The organism is Chloroflexota bacterium (assembly GCA_014360905.1).
Classification (GTDB): Bacteria; Chloroflexota; Anaerolineae; order UBA2200; family UBA2200; genus JACIWX01.
Genome location: JACIWW010000006.1, coordinates 66,076 through 89,766 on the forward strand (window position 1 = coordinate 66,076; position 23,691 = coordinate 89,766).

Consider the following 23,691-nt stretch of genomic DNA (forward strand, 5'->3'; position numbering starts at 1 on the left):
AGGAGATCAGGATAATTCCTCCGTTGCAGAGCCTCGCGACTCTTGCCATAGACGGTTCACCGTCTCTTTCACAACATCGTAATCAAAACCTCGCCGTTGCAAAAACCCGCTCAAACGGCGGCAAAAACCCTGGTAATCCAGGCGACTGAGTTGTCGTGCTCGGTCTCGTCCAGCACGATAGGCACTTTCTGCTTCATCAATCTCCTCTATTGCCTCCTCCACAATGGCATCCGATACTCCCTTGCGGCGCAATTCAAAGCGTAGTGAGCGCTGGCCACGCGGACGGAAAGACTCGCGGTTTTCTACCCAGTAGCGCGCAAAAGCCTCATCATCCAGCAACCCCGCGTCCAACAGCCGCTCCATCACGCTCTGGAGAATCGGAGCCGTCACTTGATGGCGCTGGAGATAAGTCTCAACCTCTGCGCGGCTGCGCGGTCGGTAGCGCAGAAAATCCAGCGCCCGTTCGTACGCAACCTCCACCGCATCGCGTTGCTGAAGTTGGTTGATTTCTTCCGGCGAAAGGGTCTGGCCCACCTTCAGAGAAGCAGCAACGATGGCTTGCAGAGCAAATGCATACTGGCCATCCAGGTAAACATTTACTCGTTGGCGGTTCTTCTTTTGTAGCTTTAGCGCTGTGATCTTCTGAAACATGAGCGACATTGACCCATCCATTACGCAAAAGCTGCGGCCTGACGACCACAGCTTTCTGACTCGACAGTTTGTTTTCTGGCTTCGCTTCTGCTCTAGCCAGACCAGCGCTTGGTTTCCATTGTAACTTGAGAGATAATCAAGTTTCTACCACGGACTGACCTAAATGGCCTACCTGCTTCTGAGGCACCTGGCCTGCTGTTTTCCAATCTATCTTCCACTTGGGTAAAGTCATCCCAATCCCGTCCGTAAGAAATGAAAGGGAAACCAAGCCCTGCTTAGAGATCAATCGAGTGCCTAAGTGCTGTGGTCGAGAACACCCCTGCGTTGTCCTAGCCTCATGACAAAAATGCACCGCAATGCCAAGGAGTTCATCCTAGGTGCCTACTCCTCAAAGGAGTAGGGTTCTTCTAGCTCCTCTGCTGCTTCAATGGTTCCAAAGGACTTGGCCGCCAGCGAACTCATATTCTGGCGAATCTTCTGAGCAATCTCTGTGAGGAGCTCGGGATGTTCTTTCAGGAATGCCTTGGCATTTTCTCGTCCTTGCCCTAACCGGGTCTCGCCGTATGAGTAGTATGCCCCCTTCTTTTCAATGATGCCTACCTCTACACCCATATCCAATACATCGCCGCTCTTGGAGATACCTTCATTGTAGATGATGTCAAACTCGGCGCTCTTGAAAGGTGGTGCCAATTTGTTTTTCTTGACACGCACCTTAGTGCGGTTACCAATCACTTCACCACCCTGTTTGATCGCTTCCATACGGCGTATATCCAATCGTACCGCGGCATAAAACTTGAGCGCATTGCCCCCGGTTGTCGTCTCCGGGTTTCCGAACAGCACACCGATCTTCTGCCGCAGTTGATTGGTAAAGATAACCGCTGTATTTGATCGCTTGATTGCCCCCACTAGTTTGCGCAGCGCTTGGGACATAAGCCGTGCTTGCAGCCCAATATGCTGGTCACCCATTTCGCCTTCGATCTCCGCACGGGGCACCAGAGCGGCTACAGAGTCAATGACCACGACATCAACAGCCCCGCTCCGCACCAGAGCCTCAGCAATCTCCAGCGCCTGTTCCCCAGTATCCGGCTGAGAGATATAGAGATTATCCACATCAACACCGCACTTGGCTGCGTAGGTTGGATCCAGAGCATGCTCCACATCGATAAAGGCAGCCACACCACCCGCGCGCTGTGCTTCGGCAATAATGTGCTGTGCTAGGGTAGTTTTTCCCGATGCTTCCGGACCAAAGATTTCGGTGATGCGTCCACGTGGTACGCCGCCAATGCCAAGGGCAGCATCCAAGGCCAGCGATCCTGTGGATATGACTTGCACGTTGTATTGGGAGGAATCGCCGAGCTTCATGATCGAGCCTTCGCCGAACCGTTTCTTCAGTTGGGACACAGTGATCTCCAGAGCTTTTGCTCTACCGCTATCTTCCACCATTTGCCCACTGACTCCTTTCGCCTATCAAAAGACTCACTTTCATTTTACATCAAGATCGTAATAAATGCAACTTTGGTGCACATAAAGGATTTACTCCTCGCAATATTCTTGTCTCCACCCACGCTCTAGGCCAAGCTCATCAAATGCTGCCAGTGCTTCGAGGTATTCCTCATCCGTTATCCTGCGCCCCAAGACCGGATCGCCCACTGCTTTGTGTGCTGGGAAGTACTGAGACATCAGGCTGATATGAACAGATGGCGAGAGCTCACAAGCTATCCAAGCCAGGACTTGACGCGTCCCTGCCAATCCCTCAGGTAGTACCATGTGGCGAATAATCATGCCGCGCAGTGCCATCCCATTTTCGTCGAGCAGGAGCTCAGGGCCAACTTGCCGGAACATCTCCTTCAGAGCTGTGCGATTGGCCTCTACGTAGCCCCGAAATCCAGACAGGCGACGTGCGATTTCGTTGTCAGCATATTTGGCGTCAGGCAGGTAGATGTCCACGATGCCATCGAGCAGACGAAGTGTTTCCACTGCCTCATAGCCGCTAGAGTTATAGACCAGTGGCAGGTGCAGACCTCCTTCGGCAGCGATAGCTAGGGCAGCGAGGATCTGCGGCACAAAATGCGTGGGGGTTACCAAGTTGATATTGTGGCATCCGCGTGCCTGAAGTTCCAGCATCATCTCAGCCAGGCGCTGTACAGTGACTTGCTGCCCTATGCCGAGTTGACTAATTGGATAATTCTGACAGAACATACAACGCCCGGTGCAATAGGTGAAAAAGATGGTGCCCGACCCATTTGTGCCACTGATGGGTGGCTCTTCCCACGGGTGAGCATTCCAACTGGCAACAACAGGATCCGCCCCAGCCTGACAGTAACCTTTCTCACCTGCCAAGCGGTTCACACCACAATCGCGGGGACAAAGAGTGCAATGGCTTAGTATCTCATAAGCCTGTTCGATACGATCTTTGAGCAGACCGCTAGCATGAAGCCGGAGGTAACTGGGGCTCATCGTATTCACAAGCAGCGTTTGGGACCACTGGGTAAACATGGTAGGCTCCTGCGAGTTTCATAGGGAAGGGATACATCACTCCTTTATCTTCGCCTGGCAGGCAGGGTGGCTTTTCGCACCCGTTCCCACTCAGGCACGGTTTCGTCTTCCAGGCCACGACGCAACTCTATAATCTGATCGCGCAGCAGAGCGGCTTTCTCGAACTCTAGTTGGGCAGCCGCAGCTTTCATCTGCTTTTCGAGTTCGCTAATCAGTCGGAAAAGTTCGTCTTTCGGAATGTCCTTGCTCACAACATATTCCGCACGTTGTTCTGCTGCCACACGAACGCGGTCCGTAAGGTCACGGATTTCCTTGATGATGCTCGTTGGTATAATATTGTGCTCTTCGTTGTACCGCAATTGAATCTGGCGTCGGCGGTTGGTCTCATCAATGGCTTCGCGCATGGATTCCGTAACGTCGTCGGCATACATAATGACCTGACCGTGCACATGGCGCGCAGCACGTCCAATAGTCTGGATGAGCGAGTTCTTGCTGCGTAAGAAGCCCTCTTTGTCCGCATCGAGGATGGCAACCAGCGAAACTTCGGGTAAGTCCAAGCCCTCGCGCAACAAGTTGATGCCCACTACCACATCGTACACGCCCAGGCGTAGATCACGTAAGATTTGTACACGTTCGATGGTCTGGATTTCCGAGTGCAAGTAGTGTACCTTAACTCCCATCTCCAACAGGTAATCAGCCAAGTCTTCGGCCATGCGCTTGGTGAGGGTGGTCACCAGCACACGCTCGCCTCGCTGCACGCGTCGGTTGATTTCTGCGAGCAAATCGTCAATCTGTCCCTTGGTGGGGCGCACGATGATCTCAGGATCAACTAATCCCGTAGGGCGAATGATCTGTTCCACTACCTGCTGCGAGTGTTTCAGTTCATAGGGGCCTGGCGTGGCAGAAGTGTAGATGGCCTGATTGATGTGCCGCTCGAATTCTTCAAAACGAAGGGGCCGGTTGTCCAATGCAGAAGGCAGGCGGAAGCCATATTCTACCAAGACTTCTTTGCGGGCTCGATCACCATTGTACATGCCATGTACTTGCGGCAGCGTGATATGCGACTCGTCTACGAACAATAAATAGTCATCTGGGAAATAGTCGAGTAACGTCCAGGGCTGTTGACCTGGTGCACGGCCAGACAGATGCCGTGAGTAGTTCTCAATGCCGGAGCAGTAACCTACTTCACACATCATCTCGATATCATATCGGGTGCGCTGTTCCAGGCGTTGTGCTTCCAGCAGTTTGCCCTGCTGTTTCAGGACGGCTAGACGCTCCTCGAGCTCAGCCTCAATTGCTTTCAGGGCGGCCTCGAGCCGCTCGCGGTTTGTGATGAAATGTTTTGCTGGGAAGATTTGGACAAAATCGTGTTCGTAGAGAATTTCACCGGTCAATGGATCGATCTCCGTGATGCGCTCGATCGTATCGCCCCAGTACTCCACCCGTAAGGCTGTTTCGCGGTAAGCAGGAAAGATGTCCACTGTATCGCCACGCGCGCGGAAACATCCTCGATGGAAATCTGTGTCATTGCGCTGATAAAAGATCTCGGTCAGGTGGCGAAGCAAACGCTCTCGACGCCTGGTCTCTCCGCGCCGCAATTGTACTACATCCTGACCATATTCTTCAGGTGAACCAATGTTGTAGATGCAAGACACGCTGGCGACGATGATGACGTCCCGCCGTGTCAGCAGGGAAGAAGTCGCCGCCAAGCGCAAGCGATCGATCTCTTCATTGATATCTGCATCCTTCTCGATGTACGTATCAGTCTGTGGCAGATAGGCCTCTGGCTGATAGTAATCATAGTAGCTCACAAAATATTCTACGGCATTGTGGGGGAAGAATTCACGGAATTCGCTGTAAAGCTGAGCAGCCAACGTTTTGTTGTGCGACAACACCAAAGTAGGGCGTTGCACCTGGGCGATGATGTTGGCCATGACATAGGTCTTGCCAGAGCCTGTAACACCCAGCAGTGTTTGATGTTTATATCCTCGCTTAAGCCCCTCGACCAGTTTGGCAATCGCTTGAGGCTGGTCGCCTGTGGGCTTCATGTCCGACACGAGCTGAAATTCTGCCATTTCTCACTCCATTACCGAGCCTCTGCATCATATATTATAGCACATCTGTTCCAATTGTCCAAACGGGGATAGGGTGACTTGCATTGCTACATGTCAAACGGGTGAACGCATCCGGGCAAATAACTGTTTCACTGATAGGAGGCGATAAAAAAGTAGAGCCAGCGGCCAAACTTTTACCATGGTTAGAGAAGGCTGACCGGGTCTACATCCACCTGCCAACCCAGGGGCAAAGGAAGGTCGGCAAGCAGTTTGGTGGGATCAGGGCCTCGTAATACGATCTGCCAGCGGAATCGCCCGCGAAGCCGTTCGATGAAGCAAGGCGCAGGACCGATACAGTGGACCTCGGACAGCCCCAGCCGGGCTATTTGGGTGTTGAGCAGGTGGTGTAGTTTCTCGGCTTCTTCCTGACATCTTTTGGCACTGGTGTGCGTAAAAAGCAGCCTCACCAGACGACTAAAAGGTGGATATCCCTGTTGGCGGCGGAATTCAAGTTCCCGCCGATAGAAGCCCTCGTAGTCATGGCGACTGGCAGCCTGAATACAAAAGTGTTCCGAGGCGTAGGTCTGAATGATCACCTTACCGCCTAAGATGCTACGCCCAGCGCGTCCAGCGACCTGAGTCAATAACTGGAAAGTGCGCTCGCTGGCGCGAAAATCAGGCAGATGCAATGCTGTGTCTGCAGTAACAACCCCGACCAACGTGACCAGGGGTAAATCCAAGCCCTTTGCGATCATCTGTGTGCCAATCAACACATCGGCCTGGTGGCTGACGAATTTGGCCAAGATTTCTTCGTGTGCGTCTTTGCCGCCAGTCACATCCCGATCCCAGCGCAGGACGCGCGCTTTCGGAAAGAGTTCGCGTACCAACTGTTCAACTTTTTGCGTGCCAATCCCGAAGAAACGGATACGCTTGCTGCCACATTGTGGACAGGCGGTAGGGACGGAACACTGAAAGTTGCAATGATGGCAGAGCAAGTTATCGTTGTCGCTGTGGTAGGTCAATGCAACGTCACAACCAGGGCATTTGACGACATAGCCACAATCACGGCACATGACGAACGTAGCAGCACCGCGCCGATTCAAGAAGAGGATTACTTGCTCATCTGCAGCCAGTGCTACTTGCATGGCCTTCTGCAGCGCGCGACTGAACGGGCTACGATTGCCCGCACGCAGTTCTGCACGCAGGTCCACCACTTCAACAGGAGGGAGATCCATATAGCGAGCATCTTCGTACTCCGGCCCAAGCGTTTTCACCTGCTCCCGTTGATCATTGATATGAAATTGTTTGCGTTGCTGCTCTATGCTGCGTTGGTGCCCCATAATCCGCTTCGGCAGTTGCAGCAGCTTGTACTCTCCACGCTGAGCGCGATAATAAGTCGTGATGTCTGGCGTAGCGCTGCCCAGGATGACAATAGCTCCAGTCAATTCCGCCAGTTTCACCGCCACATCCCGCGCATGATAGCAAGGCATTTCCTGGTGCTTATAAGTCCACTCGTGCTCCTCATCCACTACGATCAGCCCCAAACGGGGCAAAGGAGCGAAGATTGCTGAGAGCGGGCCAACCACAATGTCCGCTTTTCCTTCGCGAATGCGCCTCCACTCATCGTAGCGCTCACCGCTGGACAACTTGCTATGCAAGATTGCCAGCCGTTCTGGGAAGCGCGCCGCAAAACGGCGTATAGTCTGCGGCGTCAAAGCAATCTCAGGCACCAGCACAATGCCCTGCCCACCCTGCTCGACTACTTCTGCAAGAGCCCGCAGATAGATCTCCGTCTTGCCGCTGCCTGTTACGCCATGCAGGAGGAAGACCTGCCCCTTTCTTGATTCCAACGCGTTGGCAATGCTTTGCCAGGCAGCCTCCTGGTCCGGGGTGAACTTGGGTGGCTCGGTGGTGACAAACTCGCGTCCTGCCAATGGGTCTCGGCGCACCTCGCGCTGCCCTATCTGCAACAGGCCACGTTCGACCAAGCGATCCACAATGTTCCGCTTTATCCCTACCTCTGCACAGAGTTCGGCTAGAGGTACAACCACTGGGAATGTGCCCCCCTGCCTGTGAGCACGCTGCAATAGGTAGGTCAAAACTGCCTGTTGTAGCGGTGCCCTCGACAAGGTCGCCATAGCTTCCTCTCCAGGAGCGGACATGAGGTGCACAGTGGGTTCTGTCTTTGGTTTAACCCGCGGGCCTTTCACTTCCATTTGCTTGCGCAACCAACCTTTGCGCACCATGCGCTCAAGGACAGAACGCCACCGCTTCAGCTTGAGCCGACGCCTTATTTGTTCTAAGGGCATGGGCCCGTGTTGATACAGCAGTTCAAGCACGCAACGCTCTTCAGGGTCAGGAGAAGTTGTTGCAGCGCCTTCCTCTAGATAGAGCATGGTCTCAGTTTGCCAGCTTACCCCTGGGGGAAACATGCCCCATGCCACGACATGGAGCGGTGTCCGATAGTACTCGCTGATCCAATACATTAGCTCTATCTGATAAGGAGCAAGCACAGGATGTGGATCAATGATGCTCAGGATATCCTTAGTCGTGGCAACAGGGCATACAGTAGACAGAGACACGACAATAGCAGGCAACTGGCGCGAGCCGAATGGCACCCATACCAACTGCCCAGGCACTACCTTGTCCTGCAAATGAGCGGGGATGGAATAATGAAAAGTTTGTCGAAGGTTAGAGCGACTCGATACACCTTCGCCGCGCTTGGGCAAGATAGCCCCGCGTCCCACTGGCGAACGCACGACTACTTCGGCAAATGCTGCCTTCGAGCTCACCTCATTCCCTGTCAAGACTCTTTCCTCGGTCCTGTGCTTTCACTGTCGCAGCAACGCAACAGCAGCATATCCCACCACACTGCTACGATCGCCAGTTACGTCACCGGAATTCATGTATTTGAGCAGCTCAGCGCGATTGGCACCTAGCTTCTGCGCCGCCACCATGACTGCCATCACGGGGCCACCGCCACAGGCTTCGGCTTTCTGCATGGCAAGCGTACGCGCTAGACCTGCAGGATCGTAGGCAGTAATATGATCTAGCACCAATTGGTCTAGCCGTACTGCCATATCATAGCGGTGAAAATGGGAGAGATCTGTGCTAGCCACTAGCAGAACTTGCTCTTGGCCGATTGCTTGCGCTAGCGCCTCGCCCAATTCCACTGCGGAGTCCCAATCCTGTTCACCCATCATGATCGGAGTGAGAGCGAAATCACCCAGCACGTGTTGAAGAAAAGGCAACTGAATCTCCAACGAATGCTCCATATCCTGTGACACGCGGTTAAGTTTGGTGACACGCTCCACAGCCTGAAGCAACTCCGCATCAACGCGCACCAGCCCGAGGGGGGTCTCATAGAAGGACTTGTCCGTAACGGCGAAACGCCCTGGATAGATGCGATGCACCGGAGACACAATCACAACCCTGGAGAAAACCTTATCACGCAATTGAGCATAAGCATAAGCAGCGACTTGTCCTGAGTATACATAGCCAGCATGGGGAGCAATCAGTCCCACCAAATCACCCTCCAACTTACGTAGGGGCACATTGTCCAGAAATTCATCTATCATGGTGCGTAACTGCGTAGCATTGCCAGGATACCAGGTCCCGGCAATCACAGAGCGACGCACGCTGCTAGAATCAGCCCGAGCCATTTTCCCCTCCTTTGTCCTATAACTGGATCACCCGCTGTTTCGTACGGCATTTTTCGGCGGTGATAATCGCGGTTATTTTCTCGACTGCGCTATCCAGCTGACCTTCGCGGTTTACAACGGCATAGTCAAATTCGCCGATGTGTTTCATCTCTTCTCGCAGCGTGGCGATACGCCGCTGCAAAGCTTCATTGGATTCTGTGCCTCGTTTGCGCAGGCGGTTGAGCAATTCCTCTTCTGAGCCGGGAAGTAAAAAGATCAGAATGGCATCTGGCACGAGGCGTCGCACGCTAGCGGCTCCCTGTACATCCAGACGCATGATCACATCCTGCCCGCTGGCCAAAGCGCGACGTACCTGCTCTTTTGGCACACCCTTGTATTCGCCATAGACCCACGCATGTTCCAAAAGCTCTCCCCTTTGCATCAGTTGTACAAACTCTTCCTCCGAGAGGAAAAAATAATCCACCCCATGTATTTCGCCTTTCCTAGGAGGTCTGGTAGTCGCAGTGATCACGAAGTGAAAGGGGTAATGCAGTTCTTTCATACGTTTGATCACGCTATCCTTGCCTACACCGGAAGGACCTGATACTACGATGAGGAGTGGATTAGGATGCTCTAAGTACGGCCGCAAATCTGGCGTGCCTTCCATGTTCGTAGAGGATGTTTCTGGCTCATATAAAGGGGTTGTGCCCATCTTTTGTACTCCGCATTACACTGGTGCTGGCAGTATCATCCTGATTTACACTTGCAACCCTGACTCAATTATTATATAATAACGAGCAAACGAATTCGCTTTACGGGGTAGGAAGTTCTATGCCGATCTATGAATACCGCTGCCGTAAATGTCATCGCCGGGTAGCAATTCTCCTGCGCAGTTTTAGCGAAATTGAAACTGCCAGGCCAAAATGCACATACTGCGGACACGATGAATTAGACCGCCTCGTGTCCCGTGTTGCCGTGCTCAAGTCGGAAGAAGCGAGATTGGAAGCACTAGCCGACGATGCCGCCCTTGGCGATCTCGACGAGAACGATCCTCGCAGCATTGCTCGCTGGATGAAGAAAATGTCCGCCGAAGCAGGCGAAGATCTGGGCGATGAATTTCATGAAATTGTTGATCGTCTGGAATCTGGGCAATCACCGGAAGAAATCGAAGCGGCCATGCCCGAGCTAGGTCCAGGTGCTGCTTCAGAAATGGCTGGCCTTGGCAGCGCAGAAGACGAGCTTTAGAACTTTTCACTGCGCTCCACGTTCAAAACAAAAACGGTTGCACCGCCTACTTGCACCTCCACTGGCTTGGGGATATAAAATTCCCCGGCTTCTGCAACTGGTGGTAAAGGGCTGACTAACTGTGTCCTGGCATGGCAGTTTTCTTGAATAATGGCGAGGATTTCGTCCACGTAAGATTCTTCAGCGCCAATTAAGATGGTGGCATTCCCCTCGCGCAGAAACCCTCCAGTAGTGCTAATCTTGGTACAGCGATGCCCTTTTTGTTCCAAAGCCCGAATGAGCGCCTCGGCATCGTCGCTATGAACAATGCTGAGAATAAGTTTCATCTTGCCAGCCTCCTCTCCAGCCCTATATAGCCCCGAGGAGTAGACAACTCCTCAGAAGCTGGACGGTTCAATCTGCTTCTCCACCAAGAGTTTTTTCACACGGTTACGAATGGACCTTTGTATCGAGGCGATTGGGCCTGCGGCATCCACAATAAACCAGCGTTCTGGTTCTGCGGCTGCCATTTGCAGATAACCATCTCGCACGCGACGGTGAAAGTCTAATTCTTGCTGATCCATGCGGTTCCATTCCCCTGCACCTGCACGGAAACTGCCTTCCCTTCGCCGCAGGCCCTCTTCCACATCGATATCGAGATAGATGATGAGATCGGGGCGCAAACCACCCGTGGCAAAAAGGGTAATAGCCTTCAGCAGCTCTATGTCCAGACCATGACCATACCCTTGATATGCCAGTGTCGATTCCGCATACCGATCGCACAACACAACCAACCCCGCTAACAAAGCTGGCCGGATGGTCTGGCCAACAAGTTGCGCACGCGATGCGGAGTAAAGCAGCGCTTCCGCATTGGGCAACATGCTGATATTTTTGACATCGTGCAGGATAGCACGTATCTGATCACCAATATCCGTTCCCCCTGGTTCTCGCACAAGCAGGACTGGATATCCTGCTCGAGCGAGATAAGCATGCAGGGCCTGAATCTGTGTTGTTTTGCCGCTACCATCTGGGCCTTCAAAAGTAATTAAGCAACCCATCGCGACTTTGCTTCTATTGGTGGATACGCACTCGACGATAAGGTTCTTTGCCTTTGCTGTATGACATAAGATTGGCCGCGCGGGCCATTTCATGTTGTCGTCTGCGCACGAAGGCTTCCTGTGGAGACAATTCGATCGATGAGCGCTCACCGCGTAGTATCCTATCAATGGCTTCCTGGGTTTCCTGCATGGCTGCCGAGAAAGGATCAGTTACGGGTTCCAGGCCAAAGATATCGGCCAGGCAATTCTCCATCTGTGTTACAGTGTTGCTGCGCAGCACGTAGACGGGCAGGCCAGCACGCTCTGCATCGGTAATCGCTTGCGGTCGCTTACGATAATAGCTCTTTGACGTCATGAGTATGTCAGCCTCACCCAGATCACTGACGATAACGACTGGTAGGTTCAAGGCTTTGCTGGCCTGACGCAACCGATTCTGACTGATCCCATATGGGAAGATACGCAAAGTCCGAGAAGGCTTTTCCACTGGTTGCTCAAATGCACCTGGGGGTGCTTTCTGTCGTGTCTCAGAGTAGGTTGTTGCTTTCTCGATGTGGATTTCCCCACTGCCATCTCGATAGCGGATTTCGGGAGGTATCTGACGTCCGCGCAGGATAGCATCCACCGCCTCAGCGACATCGTGACGCACTGCCAGGCGATCCCAATCCTGGATTTCGATCACCACATCAAAAGTTGGTGGGGCTTTGCGTTCCAGGACCGATTTCTGCGTGCCTCGCCGGCGCGCTTCTTCATCACTCAAGGTCACGGTTTGGATGCCGCCAACCAGATCGCACAAAGTTGGGTTCATCATCAAGTTCTCCAACGTATTGCCATGGGCTGTTGCTACCAACTGCACGCCTCGCTCAGCAATCGTCCTCGCTGCAGCAGCTTCCAGTTCGGTGCCCATCTCGTCTATGACAATCACTTCCGGCATGTGGTTTTCCACCGCTTCGATCATCACGGCATGTTGCATAGCAGGTGTTTTCACCTGCATTCTCCGTGCCCGACCAATAGCTGGATGCGGGATATCTCCATCACCGCCGATTTCGTTGGATGTATCCACCACAACAACGCGTTTTTTCTCTGCTAAGACACGCGCCACCTCGCGCAGCATGGTTGTCTTCCCCACGCCAGGACGCCCCAAAAGCATGATGCTTTTGCCCGACTCCACGATATCGCGAATGATATCGATAGTGCCGTATACTGCCCGTCCAACGCGACAGGTGAGTCCCACAATGCGCCCTTGCCGGTTGCGGATAGCCGAGATGCGATGAAGCGTACGCTCTATCCCTGCACGGTTGTCATCACCGAAATCGCCAATGCGACTGACCACGTAGTCAATCTCAGCCTGTGTGACCTCCTGCTGGCTCAATTCGATCTCTTGGTCCACGAAACGTGCCTCAGGCCGACGCCCTAAATCCAATATGATCTCTAATAGGTCTTCGCTGCGATTGGCAGCCTGTAGGGACGCAGCTATAGGCGGTGGTAAGACTGCAATCAAAGCGTCTAAATCATCTGTAATTTCCAACTTTGCCACTTAGCAACCTCACTTCAAATGAACTCATGAAATATCAAAATATCTAGCGCGCTTGTTGTTCTGCTTCGCTGCGCGAAACAGTAGGCGCAATTTCTGCTTTCTTCTCCAACACTGGAACCAGTTTGCGCGCTGGTTCCTTTATCCTCACAGTAGTGTGCTTGACCAGCAAAGAATACGTATTGGTAAGCGCAAACCCTCGTTCTTCCAACACACTCTGTATGTTCCCTTCAAAGCCACGCACGACGCAATATAGGTGCTGTGAGAGGCTAGGGCTCAGCATAGCCAGAGCATGATCTAGCAATTCAGCAGCACAGTCGCTTGCACCTGGGTGGGTCAGCAAGCGCAGGCAGATGCCACGTGGACCTGATGCGATGTGTAAATAGCCCTCCCCCTCCCCATTTTGGCCATGCAACACGTAGCCCTGCTCAGAATCCAGGACATAAGTCAAGCATAACGAGGAGTTGCTCTGCTGGTTATTCAACTCCTCTGCCTGAAGGACCATCCTCGGGGTGATCCTGTGATATAACTTTTGTACATCGAACCGATCACTCGGTCGCAGGGGCGTTATGCGTGTGCTCACTTTGCCTGTTTTCATCCCAGCAGACGAGTGCCGAAACAAATGCTCATGGCAATAGGCAACAAAGCCGGCCTGACGAAACACTTCTTCGGCAGGACTATCCACCGGTAGCCAGGCAAACAAGCGCTGCACACGACGCTCTCCAGCGGCAATGCAAAGATGTAGAAGCAGGCGATACCAGATCGTAGCCGCTTCTTCAGCTTGCAATCGAGCGGGCATGGTCTGGTTGTCTAGAGCAGGGGCCATACACACCAAGTTCCATGCCAAGCCAGACTTGTGTGTCTTTGCCTGTGCAAAGCCACGCAACCTTTTCTCACGATCTAGAGTTTGCAGCACATAGGTAAAAGTACCCTGATGCGATTTCAAAAAGTACTCCCGCAGAGCAGCACGCAAAGGCGTGACCGGCTCATCAAGGAAAGCTCTTTTGAGATCAAGAATAGCGCAGTCGCTTTGCAATTGCTGCACCAACCTGATGTGGCGCAACCCGAACGGCGTAATCATCAGTCTCCTTGGAGCACGGCCTTCAAGGTTTCATGCTCAAGAAGTAGCGGTGAAACCTGGTGTCATCGGTCAGCTCGGGATGGAAGGCCGTTGCCAGCAGGTTACCCTGTCTGGCAGCAACCACCGTCCCATCAGCTAGATGGGCCAGTTCTTCCACTCCGCTGCCTACTCTCTGGATATAGGGTGCACGGATGAAGATGGCACGGAAAGGTTTCCCTTGCTCTTCTGCTGTGCTCACCGCATCCAATGAAGGGATGAGCAGGTCTGTTTCAAAGCTATCCACCTGCCGACCAAACGCATTTCGTTTCACGGCAATGTCCATTACCCCGATAAGGGGTTGATTTTGGCCAACATCCTTGGCAAGCATAATCATCCCAGCACAAGTGCCCCATATAGGGATGCCTTCATTCGCCATGCGGCGTATTGGCTCGATTAATTGGTATGTTGCTGCCAGCTTGCCAATTGTGGTACTCTCGCCACCAGGGATGATCAAACCATCCAAGCCCTGCAGATGCTCGGGAAGGCGAACCTCTCTTGCTTCGACTCCCAGGTCACGCAATACCTGCACATGCTCGAGGAAATCTCCTTGCAAGGCCAAAACCCCGTATATTGCCATCTCACCATCCTCTTACTGCCAAGCGCTCGGTCTCCGGGATAGCTGCAATCTCCAGGCCATGCATGGGTTCACCCAGACCCTTGGATACTTCGGCAATGATCCTGGGTTCATTATAATAAGTAACAGCCTGCACAATCGCTCTGGCACGGCGAGCCGGGTTTTCTGACTTGAAAATGCCAGAGCCGACAAAAACACCATCCATACCCAGTTGCATCATCATGGCAGCGTCAGCGGGTGTAGCGATACCACCAGCAGCGAAATTGACTACCGGCAATCGACCCTCTTTGGCAACCTCTACCACGAGCTCATAGGGAGCCCCCATTTCTTTGGCGGCAGCCATCAATTCTTCGGGAGCCATGCTTTGCAGGCGTCGAATGGCACCCAACACAGCCCGCGCGTGTCGCACAGCCTCCACAACATTTCCTGTGCCGGCTTCTCCTTTGGTGCGGATCATCGCCGCTCCTTCAGCGATACGCCGCAGGGCCTCGCCCAGATTTCGGCAGCCGCAGACAAACGGGACTTTGAACTGGTGCTTATCTATGTGATGCTCTTCGTCCGCTGGCGTAAGCACTTCGCTTTCGTCTATGTAATCTACGCCTATCGCCTCAAGCACTTGCGCTTCGACAAAGTGGCCTATGCGGCACTTGGCCATAACGGGAATGGTAACAGCGTCCATGATGCGCAGAATAAGTTCGGGATCGCTCATGCGCGCCACTCCACCATGCGCCCGGATGTCGGCAGGCACCCGCTCCAGCGCCATCACGGCACAAGCACCCGCATCTTCCGCTATCCTGGCGTGCTCGGGTGTCACAACATCCATAATCACCCCGCCCTTGAGCATCTGCGCTAGTCCTACTTTTACTTTCCACGTTCCTTTCTCAACCCCCATGATCAGCAACCTCCTTGGAGTTTTATCTAAGAATTTGCTCCTGTTCTATTATAATTGTACCTCGTTTCTAACCAATTGACAAGTAGTTCACCTGTCTTGACAGAAAGTAAGCCGCAGGGCTATAATGCCACCAGGAGGTGTGATTGAAAGAGACCATCCTGCTGATCATGACCGGTATCCACACTGCTACTGACGTTGAACAGATCATGGCTGGTGCCCGCCAGGCTATCACGCAGGACATTATCGAGCGAGCGCAGAAAGTACCAGACATCCCCCAGATTGTGCTGAGTACCAACTCCCCAGCCTTGGCCGAATGGGCACAGGCTCAAGGGGTGACAGTAGAATTGGATTCACCTAGTAGTTCTTTTCATTTTGGTCGGCATCTGCGCGCTCTGGTGGCGAAGTACCACGCTAAACGGCTTTTTTACATGGGTGGTGGCAGCGGTGCTTTGCTTTCGCCTGATGAAATGTCCCATATCATACAACGCCTATACTCGGCTGACAAGGCCCTCATCACCAACAACTTTTACTCCACCGACTTTGCAGCGTTCGCTCCGGCGGATGTGCTGGATCGGATTGAGCCGCCTGCTATAGACAACGATTTAGGGTGGGTGCTCGCTGAGAAAGCGGGTTTGCCTAACGAATCCCTTCCCAGGCGTGCCTCCACTCAATTCGATGTAGACACGCCCACTGACCTGATGATTCTGACTGCCCATCCTGGCGTGGGAATGCATACGCGCATCTTCCTGGACAACTTGTGTTGGGATACCACGCATATCGAGCAGGCAATGCAGCGGCTAGTTGACCGCAACGCAGAAATCTTGGTCGCTGGGCGCGTGTCCGCCGCAGTCTGGGAATACCTGGAACGCGAGACTGCGTGCCGGGTGCGTGTACTCGCTGAGGAACGTGGCATGCGCGCCAGTGGCCGCCAAGCGCGTGGTGAAGCTCGTTCTATATTGGGCTATTATTATCAACAGGTAGGGCCAAAGCGTTTCTTCGCGACGTTGGCTGAACTCGGCCAAGCCGTTTTTTTGGACAGTCGGGTTCTCTTTGCGCATCTGGGCGTATGGCCACCGGCGGGCGACCGCTACAATTCAGACCTCCGTCGCCCGCAGTACATCGTAGATACGACTATACGCGAGTTCACTGAAGCAGCGATGTCAGCGCCGGTACCAGTCGTCTTGGGAGGTCATTCATTGGTCGCCGGCGGGCTCTATGCTCTGGTGGAAGCAGCCTGGGCGCGTTCAGGAGTAGATGTACCACGCTATGTGGATCATACTGTCTGGCAGAAGGGGAATGCAGGTGATAAGTTATAGCCATGAGACTGAGTTAGCCAACGTGGCTTGTATTGGTCAAATGAGCAGGCTGGTCTATTGATTATCCAAACTGGAATACACAAAGGAGTGCTACTATGAAAGATGGACATTACAGTGACTTTTTCAACGTAGATATTGCTGAGGTGGATCCTGACACAGATCTAATCATTCGCTTTGAAGAAGAGCGTCAGGCCAGGCGTTTTATCCTCATTCCTTCTGAGAGCATAGCTCCTCGTGCGGTGCGGCAAGCACTAGGTTCGGTCTTTAACAACATTTACGCCGAGGGGTATCCACCGCTGCGGATGACGCGCGAAGAGGAAGAACTCGTCCTGGAACACGCACATCAACTTGCCTACTATCGCCGCTATAGTGACCGCCGGTTCTACAAAGGAGTTGAGTATGCTGATTTTATTGAAACTCTGGCGCAACGTCGGTGTGCTCAATGCTTTGCCACAAAAGAGATCCCAGCGGAGAATATTTATGTCAATGTACAGCCTCTTTCTGGCGCAGCAGCGAACCTGGCGGTGTACCAGACATTCCTGCGTCCTGGCGATACTCTGATGGGCATGAACTTGTTCCAAGGAGGCCATCTTACACATGGCAGTGAGTTCAACCTATCGGGTCGGTTGTACAAGGTTATTTCCTACAATGTAGATGGCAACACAGAGCGATTGAACTATGATGCCATCATGGCCCTGGCGCGCGAACATCGCCCGAAGATCATCGTCGCTGGCTATACTTCCTATCCTTGGGCGCCCGACTGGGCTAAATTCAGAGCAATTGCAGATGAAGTGGGAGCTCTGTTGATGGCAGACATTGCCCATACCGCTGGCATGGCTGCTGTAGGCGCCTATCCCAGCCCAATTGGTTACGCAGATGTCGTTACTTTCACTACGCACAAGACCATTTGCGGACCACGTGGGGCAGTTATCATGACCACGGATGAAGAAAAAGCGCAGATGATAGACGCAGCCGTTTTCCCGGGTGAACAAGGCGGACCTCATGTGAACAAATTTGCTGCTATGGCGGTAGCATTCAAAATTGCACAGACAGAAAAATTCCGCCGTCTGCAATATGCCATTGTGGAGAATGCCAAGGCTTTTGCGGATTCACTGGCTAAGCGAGGATTGAAGCTTGCCTATGGCGGAACGGACACCCACTTGCTGGTAGTGGACCTGCGTGGGATCAAAACAAAGACAGGTTTCCCACTGCGTGGTGAAATAGCCGCGCGCATACTGGATCTGTGTGGAATTGTAGTCAACAAGAACACCATTCCTGGGGATGAGCTTACCGCTCTGGGCAGCGGCATTCGCATGGGCACACCATGGGTTACACAACGGGGTATGGGGCCAGAGCATCTGGATGAACTGGCAGAGATCATTGCCCGGGTGGTAACCAATATCCAACCATTCAAGTACATTGGCTTGATAGGCGAATTACCACGAGGCAAGATTGACCTCGATGTACTGGAAGCAGCCAGACGGGATGTAGACGCGCTTGCAATGCGTATTCAATCCGAGACCAAACCTCGGGGCCTGGGCTATCCTCACTTCATGGTCATCCCAGAGATGCCTGCGCCTAAGCAAGCCATGGGCCTGCCTGCGCTAGATAAGCGAGTGGCAACGCAAAGCGATGCCTTATTGCTCGACACGAGCGATACAAGCGTGCTACGTATCAGCGGTTGGAGAGCTAAGTCATTTCTACAACAGGTTTCTACTAACAACGTCGCTTTGCTCGCACCTTACCAGGCCCAGCGTGCCCTTCTCCTAGACAAGGACGGCGTGTTGCTGGACGATGTGGCCATATTACGCCTGGAAGCCGATAAACGCGGGCGCGATGTGTACTTAATGCTGACCAATCCTCTGAACACTACCAAAGTCAAATCCTGGCTACGCGGATTGAGCGATGGCTATGTCCTCTTCGATCCTGAAGACATCTTCCGCAAGGTGGAAGGCCCTGTGGTCATCGAGGATTTAGGCGAGGACGAATTGCAGGATCCAAGCCTTCGTTTGGTCAACCTGGCAATGGTTGGTCCTGGCGGACCAGACTTGTTGCAACGGATGGGTATGCCACAACTCAGCGAAGGTTCGGTATGGCACGGGAAGCTGGCGGACATACCGGTTTTTGTCATCAGGTTAGGATATGGCGTTGGTGATGTCCGCATGGAGATACTGGTGCATCCAGAAGAAGCAGCAAGCCTGTGGAACAGGTTGATAGAAGAGGGTGCCACGCCTCGTGGCGAGGAACTGCGTCAATCCTTGCGCGCACGGGCGGATTTGCCAGATTACACTGCTGAGCGTCCTACGGCACAGGAGCTATACATAGGGCCACAGAAATCCTGGTTCTGCCTGACCAAGCCGTATTTCGTAGGACAAGCAGCGCTAAAACCCGTCCTGAACTCGGTCAAAGAGCAGGCAGCAAAGAAGCAAGAATTTATCTGGCGCGAGCCAGAGAATGCTCCACTGAAGCGCACGCCATTGTATGACGAGCACCGCAAACGTACCACCAAGATCATACCCTTTGCCGGCTGGGAGATGCCAGTCTGGTACAGCAGTGTAGGGGAGGAGCATCAGGCTGTGCGTTCGGCTGCCGGCTTGTTTGACGTGGCACACATGGGAGTGCTGGAGGTTTCAGGGGAACATGCAGCCAGTTTTCTAGATGTCGTCGCCAGCAACTACGCACGCTGGATTGACCCTGGACAATCGGCCTATGCCTATTTTCTCGATCCTGACGGCAACGTGATAGACGACTTTATGATGTACCGCCTAGCTTGGGATCGCTACTTGCTCATCGTGAACGCGGTCAATGAGGAGAAAGATCTTGCCTGGCTACGTGCAGTGAACTCGCGACAGGTTGTTATTGACCGAGACAATCCTGCTATGGAGATCGAAGGACAGGCCATTATTCGCAGTCTGAAAGATCCCAGCAGTGGGGCAGATCAACGCGTGGATCTAGCATTACAAGGTCCCAACTCGCTGCCCATTCTCCAAAGCCTGACAGACGATGAAATGATTAAGCGCAAGCTGGCTCGCCTGCGGCGTACCGACCATATCCACACCGAATTGGCTGGCTTTGATTTGATTATTGCCCGTACTGGTTACACCGGCGAGGAATGGGGCTTCGAGCTACTGGTACATCCTGATCGTGTCGTCGAGCTTTGGAATTTGCTGCTGGAGAAAGGAGCAGCATTCGGCCTGAAGCCGTGTGGACTAGCTGCTCGTGATTCCACGCGCATTGAGGCTGGATTGCCACTATATGGGCATGAACTGGCGGGGGATTACAATATCTCGCCATCTGAAGCTGGCTTTGCGCCTTACATCAAATTCCACAAGCCATTCTTCATTGGCCGCAGACACTGCCTGGAGATAGAACTCAGCAAAAAGATGGAGGTGGTGCGCTTTCGTGTCAACGAGACAGGAGTTCGGGCTTTGCGCGCTGGCGATCCAGTCATCAACAAACGTGGTCAATACATTGGCCGAGTAACGAGTTGCACGCTAGTGGGTGGGCGGCAAATTGGCATGGCTTATGTGGACAAGCGCTACAATGAGCCAGGTGCTGAGATCGGTATATTTCCTACTTCGCATGGTGAGGAGGGGACAGTCAAGGCAATCAAGGACTTGACCAGTGGCGACAAAGTGCCACTGCATGTCTGGGCGACTGTACTGACACGGTTCCCAGACAAGGAGGAGAAAGCTAGTTGGGGATTGAGGACGGAGTAACTCTTTCTTAATGGATAATGAGGATTGAGCGGTTACGCATCTGGTCATGCGTTTTCCGCGCAATCCAACCGCCCTATCCACCGACAGCAATCTGTATCACGGGTATGCGTGGCGCATCTTGTGAAATGCGCCACGCATATTTGTGTCACAGGGTGCTATTTCAGACACTGCAGCACCGGTTGCCGCGCGGCCAGCACCTCATCCAGGCGTGCGACAGGAGCCGTATGCGGCGCATTGTGCAGTAGCTCTGGATTAGTCCTGGCTTCCTGAGCTATTTGGATAAGCGCATCGGCGAAGGCATCCAGCGTTTCTTTGCTTTCTGTCTCCGTGGGCTCAATCATGAGCGCTTCAGGGACGATAAGCGGGAAGTAAATTGTTGGCGGGTGGAAACCAAAGTCCATTAGCCTTTTAGCAATATCTATCGTGTGCACGTCGGGTGCATCTGGCAAGCGTCCGGAGAGCACGAATTCATGCATACAAGTCCGATCGTATGGCAACGGGTAGATGCCCTTCAAACGGCTGAGCAGGTAGTTGGCATTGAGCACTGCGTTTTCGCTCACTTCGCGCAGTCCTGCAGCACCGAGCATACGAATATACGTATAGGCCTTGATGCAAACGCCAAAGTTGCCGTAAAAGGACTTTAAACGACCAATTGAGGAGGGAGGCATGTGCCAATGATAGCAATACATCTCCTCTTCTTCCCACTCTTCGCCTGAGCGACATCGCTCGTCCATGCGTTCCTTGACTACGATAGGCCCTGGCAGGAAAGGAGCCAAAATCTCGTTGGCGCCCACCGGACCCGCACCAGGCCCTCCACCACCGTGTGGCGTAGAGAAGGTCTTGTGCAGGTTGAAATGCATCACATCGAAGCCCAACTCAGCAGGCTTGACGATGCCCATGATAGCATTCAGGTTGGCCCCATCGCCATAAAGCAAGCCACCGCATTCATGCATTAAACGTGCTATCTCCTGCACGTGTTCATCGAACAACCCCAGTGTATTGGGATTGGTGAGCATCAGCCCGGCTATGGTGTCGTCACAGCATGTTCGTAGCTCCTCCAGATTCACATTGCCACGGGCATCGGAAGCGATTTTCACCGTTTCATACCCAGCCATGGTAGTCGAAGCTGGATTCGTACCGTGCGCGGAGTCAGGGATAAGCATGCGCGTTCGTTTGTGGTCACCACGTGACTCGTGATATGCGCGAATCATGAGCACGCCAGCCAATTCGCCATGCGCTCCAGCCGCGGGCTGCAACGACACGCTATGAAAACCGCTGATTTCTTTGAGGAACTCCTGCAGTTGGTACATTAGGAATAGGTTACCCTGCACTGTACACGGCACTTGATAGGGATGCGTGTGTGCAAAGCCAGGCAGTTTTGCTACCTCTTCGTTGACCTTGGGATTGTATTTCATGGTACATGAGCCCAGGGGATAGAAGCCCTTGTCTACAGCATGGTTGAGCTGCGAAAGGCGCACATAGTGGCGCATCAGGTCTACCTCGCTCACCTCGGGCAAGGGTAGATCCTCCCGCAGGTACCCTTCAGGAAGAGGAGCCAGCGGAACATCGCATTCAGGTAGGTTGACGCCAATACGCCCAGGTGAGCTAATTTCATAGATAAGCGGTTCTCTCATGCTTCCTCCTCCATGCTCTTGAGTGCCTCGACCAATAAGTCAATCTCCTCCTTGGCGTTCATCTCGGTGACGCAGATGAGCATCGTGTTGGCCAGGTCGGGATAATCCCGCGCTAGATCGTAGCCTCCTATAATGCCCCACTCCTCGAGCAAATACTCGTTGATCTCATCAACTGGCTTGGGACAGCGCAGAGGGAATTCTTTAAAGAAAGGCTTTGGACTGAGCAGGCTGTAGCCCGGCAATGCAGATAGTTGCTTTGCTGCGTAGTGGGCTTTGTGATAGCACAGTTCGGCTACCTTACGCAAACCGGTCTTGCCCATCGCTGCCAGATAGACTGCAGCGGCGAGGGCCATCAGCGCTTCGTTGGAACAGATGTTAGAAGTTGCCTTCTCGCGTCTGATGTGTTGCTCGCGTGCGGAGAGGGTCAGGACAAATCCCCGCTGCCCAAATCGATCCACCGTCTGCCCGACAATACGCCCGGCCATTTTGTGCACATATTGCTGCCTGCAGGCGAAGAAGCCCAGATAGGGGCCGCCGAAATACAGTCCGCCGCCCAGAACCTGCCCCTCACCACAGACAATGTCCGCCCCATAATTAGCCGGTGGTGCGAATAACCCAAGGGAGATAGGGTCAGCGCTGACCACGAACAGCGCCCCCGCATGATGAGCCGCATCTGCTAGTGTGCGCAGAACGGCTGGGGCTTCCAGATAGCCTAGAAAGCTTGGGTTTTGTATGATCGCACATGCCGTGTCTGTGTCAATCATACCTGCGAGATCGCTCGTCGCAGTGGCATCTATTTCCTCACCTACTATTGTCAGCCCCATGCCCTGGGTGTATGTGCGCACTACAGCGCGGTATTCGGGATGCACGCCCGAGGAAAGCACAACCTTGCGACGCTTTCCGCGAGACACACCCACAGCCATGAGCACTGCTTCTGCTAGTGCTGTTGCTCCATCGTAGTGGGAAGCGTTGGCAACGTCCATGCCCGTGAGGGCACAGATCATGCTTTGATACTCGAAAATGCTCTGCAGTGTGCCCTGACTGATCTCAGGTTGATAAGGTGTATAAGCGGTATAGAACTCGGATCGCCCAATGACATGCCCGACGACGCTAGGGATAAAGTGGCGATAAGCTCCTGCACCCAAAAAACAAGGCGCGTGCTCCAGGTCCGTGTTGTATTCGCTGATCTCGCGCAGCTCCCGCAGTATCTCCATCTCGGAGACAGGCGGAGGAAGCGTCAATTCCGGGTAGCGCAAAGCTTCAGGGACATCATGGAATAACTCGTCTATGTCCTTGACGCCGATAGCCTTCAGCATAGCTGCACGGTCAGCATCGGTATTCGGAATGTAAGGCATCTAGCCCCCTTTCTCTGCCTCCTCCTGGCAGTGCTTTTCATAAGCCTCGGCATCCAGAAGGGACTCGTATTCCTCTGGTGCTGAGGGTCGGAAGCGGATGAACCAACCGCGGCCAAATGGGTCCTCGTTCACAAGCTGCGGTGAATCATCTAATTCCTTGTTGACCGCTAATATTTCGCCGCTCATGGGCATGTAGATGTCCGACGCTGCTTTGACGGATTCCACAGTGGCAAAAACCTCGTTCTGGGCAAATGTTTCCCCAACCTCTGGCAGTTCGACATAGACGATATCGCTTAGTTCGTGTTGTGCATAGTCGCTGATACCCGCGATGGCTTCATCTCCTTCTAGTTTTACCCACTCATGGGTAGGTAGATAACGCCGATCCTTTGCATAATCAACCATTTTTATCCTCCTCCTTATTTGGTA

General features: G+C 53.3%; 19 protein-coding genes. 3 read left to right on the forward strand and 16 right to left on the reverse strand.

Annotated elements, in window-relative coordinates; genetic code table 11:
* Positions 1 to 6 precede the first annotated feature (6 nt).
* From H5T67_04335 to H5T67_04365, 7 genes are all read right to left on the reverse strand, one after another.
* Positions 7 to 660, reverse strand: coding sequence for a RecX family transcriptional regulator (locus H5T67_04335; GenBank protein MBC7244547.1), 654 nt, complete (start codon positions 658 to 660; stop codon positions 7 to 9).
* A 372-nt stretch (positions 661 to 1,032) separates the two neighbouring features.
* A complete protein-coding gene (gene recA, locus H5T67_04340) occupies positions 1,033 to 2,094 on the reverse strand; it encodes a recombinase RecA (protein MBC7244548.1) in 1,062 nt (353 codons plus the stop codon).
* Between the two features lie 90 nt (positions 2,095 to 2,184).
* On the reverse strand, positions 2,185 to 3,108 hold the full coding sequence (locus H5T67_04345; protein MBC7244549.1) for a radical SAM protein: 924 nt from the start codon (positions 3,106 to 3,108) through the stop codon (positions 2,185 to 2,187).
* An 83-nt stretch (positions 3,109 to 3,191) separates the two neighbouring features.
* A complete protein-coding gene (gene uvrB, locus H5T67_04350) occupies positions 3,192 to 5,222 on the reverse strand; it encodes an excinuclease ABC subunit UvrB (protein ID MBC7244550.1) in 2,031 nt (676 codons plus the stop codon).
* A 182-nt stretch (positions 5,223 to 5,404) separates the two neighbouring features.
* Positions 5,405 to 8,008: a primosomal protein N' gene (gene priA, locus H5T67_04355; protein MBC7244551.1), complete on the reverse strand. Its 2,604-nt coding sequence runs from the start codon at positions 8,006 to 8,008 to the stop codon at positions 5,405 to 5,407.
* Positions 8,009 to 8,032: 24 nt separating this feature from the next.
* On the reverse strand, positions 8,033 to 8,863 hold the full coding sequence (amrB, locus tag H5T67_04360) for an AmmeMemoRadiSam system protein B (GenBank protein MBC7244552.1): 831 nt from the start codon (positions 8,861 to 8,863) through the stop codon (positions 8,033 to 8,035).
* Positions 8,864 to 8,879: 16 nt separating this feature from the next.
* The gene (locus H5T67_04365; GenBank protein ID MBC7244553.1) at positions 8,880 to 9,509 is read right to left on the reverse strand and encodes a guanylate kinase; all 630 of its coding nucleotides are present in this window, start codon (positions 9,507 to 9,509) and stop codon (positions 8,880 to 8,882) included.
* A gap of 164 nt (positions 9,510 to 9,673) precedes the next feature.
* On the opposite strand from H5T67_04365, the gene H5T67_04370 reads away from it, so the two are divergent.
* Positions 9,674 to 10,087, forward strand: a complete 414-nt coding sequence (locus H5T67_04370) for a zinc ribbon domain-containing protein (protein ID MBC7244554.1) — start codon at positions 9,674 to 9,676, stop codon at positions 10,085 to 10,087.
* Here the strand turns inward: H5T67_04370 and H5T67_04375 are convergent.
* Genes H5T67_04375 through pdxS form a run of 6 tightly spaced genes read right to left on the reverse strand, consistent with a single transcriptional unit; the run spans position 10,084 to position 15,241 of the window.
* Positions 10,084 to 10,413, reverse strand: a complete 330-nt coding sequence (locus H5T67_04375) for a cyclic-di-AMP receptor (protein ID MBC7244555.1) — start codon at positions 10,411 to 10,413, stop codon at positions 10,084 to 10,086. The genes H5T67_04370 and H5T67_04375 overlap by 4 nt on opposite strands.
* 51 nt (positions 10,414 to 10,464) lie before the next feature.
* On the reverse strand, positions 10,465 to 11,124 hold the full coding sequence (locus H5T67_04380) for a dTMP kinase (protein MBC7244556.1): 660 nt from the start codon (positions 11,122 to 11,124) through the stop codon (positions 10,465 to 10,467).
* A 13-nt stretch (positions 11,125 to 11,137) separates the two neighbouring features.
* A complete protein-coding gene (locus tag H5T67_04385; GenBank protein MBC7244557.1) occupies positions 11,138 to 12,658 on the reverse strand; it encodes an AAA family ATPase in 1,521 nt (506 codons plus the stop codon).
* A gap of 43 nt (positions 12,659 to 12,701) precedes the next feature.
* The gene (locus H5T67_04390) at positions 12,702 to 13,736 is read right to left on the reverse strand and encodes a hypothetical protein (protein MBC7244558.1); all 1,035 of its coding nucleotides are present in this window, start codon (positions 13,734 to 13,736) and stop codon (positions 12,702 to 12,704) included.
* A gap of 22 nt (positions 13,737 to 13,758) precedes the next feature.
* Entirely contained in the window at positions 13,759 to 14,352 is a 594-nt protein-coding gene (gene pdxT, locus H5T67_04395; GenBank protein ID MBC7244559.1) for a pyridoxal 5'-phosphate synthase glutaminase subunit PdxT, read from the reverse strand.
* A gap of 1 nt (position 14,353) precedes the next feature.
* Positions 14,354 to 15,241: a pyridoxal 5'-phosphate synthase lyase subunit PdxS gene (gene pdxS, locus H5T67_04400; protein MBC7244560.1), complete on the reverse strand. Its 888-nt coding sequence runs from the start codon at positions 15,239 to 15,241 to the stop codon at positions 14,354 to 14,356.
* Between the two features lie 143 nt (positions 15,242 to 15,384).
* Here pdxS and H5T67_04405 point away from each other — a divergent pair, with 143 nt between their 5' ends.
* Together H5T67_04405 and gcvT are read left to right on the forward strand one after the other, a co-directional pair.
* Complete coding sequence (locus tag H5T67_04405) at positions 15,385 to 16,557, forward strand: hypothetical protein (GenBank protein MBC7244561.1); 1,173 nt, start codon at positions 15,385 to 15,387, stop codon at positions 16,555 to 16,557.
* 95 nt (positions 16,558 to 16,652) lie between these two features.
* Positions 16,653 to 20,276, forward strand: coding sequence for a glycine cleavage system aminomethyltransferase GcvT (gcvT, locus tag H5T67_04410; protein MBC7244562.1), 3,624 nt, complete (start codon positions 16,653 to 16,655; stop codon positions 20,274 to 20,276).
* Between the two features lie 155 nt (positions 20,277 to 20,431).
* Here the strand turns inward: gcvT and gcvPB are convergent, their stop codons facing one another.
* The 3 genes from gcvPB to gcvH are packed head-to-tail and all read right to left on the reverse strand — an operon-like array spanning position 20,432 to position 23,667.
* Complete coding sequence (gcvPB, locus tag H5T67_04415; protein MBC7244563.1) at positions 20,432 to 21,910, reverse strand: aminomethyl-transferring glycine dehydrogenase subunit GcvPB; 1,479 nt, start codon at positions 21,908 to 21,910, stop codon at positions 20,432 to 20,434.
* Complete coding sequence (gene gcvPA / locus H5T67_04420) at positions 21,907 to 23,265, reverse strand: aminomethyl-transferring glycine dehydrogenase subunit GcvPA (GenBank protein ID MBC7244564.1); 1,359 nt, start codon at positions 23,263 to 23,265, stop codon at positions 21,907 to 21,909. The genes gcvPB and gcvPA overlap by 4 nt, the downstream gene beginning before the upstream one ends.
* Positions 23,266 to 23,667 carry a glycine cleavage system protein GcvH gene (gcvH, locus tag H5T67_04425; protein MBC7244565.1) on the reverse strand — a complete coding sequence of 134 codons (402 nt, stop codon included), beginning with the start codon at positions 23,665 to 23,667 and terminating at the stop codon, positions 23,266 to 23,268.
* Between the last annotated feature and the right edge of the window lie 24 nt (positions 23,668 to 23,691).

Bases quoted from the DNA above. Each gene is read 5' to 3' on its own strand.
- recA (MBC7244548.1), bottom strand. From the start codon at position 2,094: ATGGTGGAAGATAGCGGTAGAGCAAAAGCTCTGGAGATCACTGTGTCC.
- gcvT (MBC7244562.1), top strand. From the start codon at position 16,653: ATGAAAGATGGACATTACAGTGACTTTTTCAACGTAGATATTGCTGAG.
- gcvPB (MBC7244563.1), bottom strand. From the start codon at position 21,910: ATGAGAGAACCGCTTATCTATGAAATTAGCTCACCTGGGCGTATTGGC.
- H5T67_04380 (MBC7244556.1), bottom strand. From the start codon at position 11,124: ATGGGTTGCTTAATTACTTTTGAAGGCCCAGATGGTAGCGGCAAAACA.
- gcvH (MBC7244565.1), bottom strand. From the start codon at position 23,667: ATGGTTGATTATGCAAAGGATCGGCGTTATCTACCTACCCATGAGTGG.
- H5T67_04345 (MBC7244549.1), bottom strand. From the start codon at position 3,108: ATGAGCCCCAGTTACCTCCGGCTTCATGCTAGCGGTCTGCTCAAAGAT.
- pdxT (MBC7244559.1), bottom strand. From the start codon at position 14,352: ATGGCAATATACGGGGTTTTGGCCTTGCAAGGAGATTTCCTCGAGCAT.
- H5T67_04335 (MBC7244547.1), bottom strand. From the start codon at position 660: ATGTCGCTCATGTTTCAGAAGATCACAGCGCTAAAGCTACAAAAGAAG.
- amrB (MBC7244552.1), bottom strand. From the start codon at position 8,863: ATGGCTCGGGCTGATTCTAGCAGCGTGCGTCGCTCTGTGATTGCCGGG.
- uvrB (MBC7244550.1), bottom strand. From the start codon at position 5,222: ATGGCAGAATTTCAGCTCGTGTCGGACATGAAGCCCACAGGCGACCAG.
- H5T67_04375 (MBC7244555.1), bottom strand. From the start codon at position 10,413: ATGAAACTTATTCTCAGCATTGTTCATAGCGACGATGCCGAGGCGCTC.
- gcvPA (MBC7244564.1), bottom strand. From the start codon at position 23,265: ATGCCTTACATTCCGAATACCGATGCTGACCGTGCAGCTATGCTGAAG.
- H5T67_04390 (MBC7244558.1), bottom strand. From the start codon at position 13,736: ATGATTACGCCGTTCGGGTTGCGCCACATCAGGTTGGTGCAGCAATTG.
- H5T67_04370 (MBC7244554.1), top strand. From the start codon at position 9,674: ATGCCGATCTATGAATACCGCTGCCGTAAATGTCATCGCCGGGTAGCA.
- pdxS (MBC7244560.1), bottom strand. From the start codon at position 15,241: ATGGGGGTTGAGAAAGGAACGTGGAAAGTAAAAGTAGGACTAGCGCAG.
- H5T67_04365 (MBC7244553.1), bottom strand. From the start codon at position 9,509: ATGGAAGGCACGCCAGATTTGCGGCCGTACTTAGAGCATCCTAATCCA.